Origin of the sequence: Pleomorphomonas sp. JP5 (assembly GCF_023721815.1) — a bacterium.
In the GTDB taxonomy this organism is placed as follows: Bacteria; Pseudomonadota; Alphaproteobacteria; order Rhizobiales; family Pleomorphomonadaceae; genus Pleomorphomonas.
This window is the reverse complement of sequence record NZ_JAMDLI010000016.1, coordinates 1-397: the sequence shown is the minus strand read 5'-3', so window position 1 is coordinate 397 and position 397 is coordinate 1. Positions and strand designations below refer to the sequence as shown.

The window sequence follows — 397 nt, the reverse complement described above, 5'->3', positions numbered from 1 at the left end:
TGGCCTTGCGGATCGGCGTCGCCACGCTGTCGGAGAAGACCAGCCGGCTCGCCTCGCCCTCCCAGAGGTTGGTGCGGGCCGAAAGCTGCCTGGGAACGTCGTCATAGAGTTCGTCGACATTGCTCATGCCGCCGCCCAAAACGAACACGTCGGGATCGACGAGGTCGATGATCAGCGCTAGCGACCGGGCGAGCCGGTCGACGTAACGCTCATAGACCGCGATGGCCGTAGTGTCGCCCGCCCGCTTGAGGTCGATCACCTCAGACGCCTTGCGGGCAGTACCCGTCGTCGTCCGGTAGTCGAGCTCGAAGCCTGTGCCCGAGCAATACATCTCGAGGCAGCCGTGACGGCCGCACCAGCATTTCGGTCCCGGATACTCGCCTTCCTTCGGCCAGGG

General features: G+C 65.2%; 1 protein-coding gene. It reads right to left on the bottom strand.

Features of this window, described 5'->3' with window-relative positions; translation table 11 throughout:
* A partial coding sequence (locus M4J40_RS17910) for an ROK family protein (RefSeq protein ID WP_251755789.1) occupies positions 1 to 397 on the bottom strand: 397 nt, incomplete at both ends.